General features: G+C 58.2%; 1 protein-coding gene. It reads right to left on the minus strand.

Going from position 1 to position 347, the window contains the following annotated elements:
* Positions 1–137: 137 nt before the first annotated feature.
* On the minus strand, positions 138–347 hold a 210-nt coding region (locus EXE42_RS16255), incomplete at its 5' end, for a hypothetical protein (RefSeq protein WP_137706986.1).

A 347-nucleotide genomic window follows, 5' to 3' on the forward strand; every position in this document is an offset into this window, starting at 1 on the left:
ATCTGAGGCACACGTACTCCCGTCTGTATTGAGGAACACTCGCGAGCCGATTTCGGCGTCAAAGCCGACGACGGTCAACTGGTCAGTCGTCGAAAACCCTGTCGTCTCGATGTCGAATGCGATCGTCGCGAGTGTACTCATTGGGGTTCCTCGCTGGTTTCCCCATCGGGTCCTTGCGCATCGGTGCTCTGTTCGTTGAGCCGGTGTTCAAGCGCTTCGAGGCGTTCCCCATGGTCTTCCAATGTGGCCTCCTGTTCGAGATCGATACTGAACAGCGCCGGCACCAGTGGATTCTGATGGTTCAACAGCCCGCTCGCGTCGGCGTGTTCGCGAGCGTACTCGAACAG

Source organism: Halorubrum sp. SP3, from assembly GCF_005435195.1.
In the GTDB taxonomy this organism is placed as follows: Archaea; Halobacteriota; Halobacteria; order Halobacteriales; family Haloferacaceae; genus Halorubrum; species Halorubrum sodomense.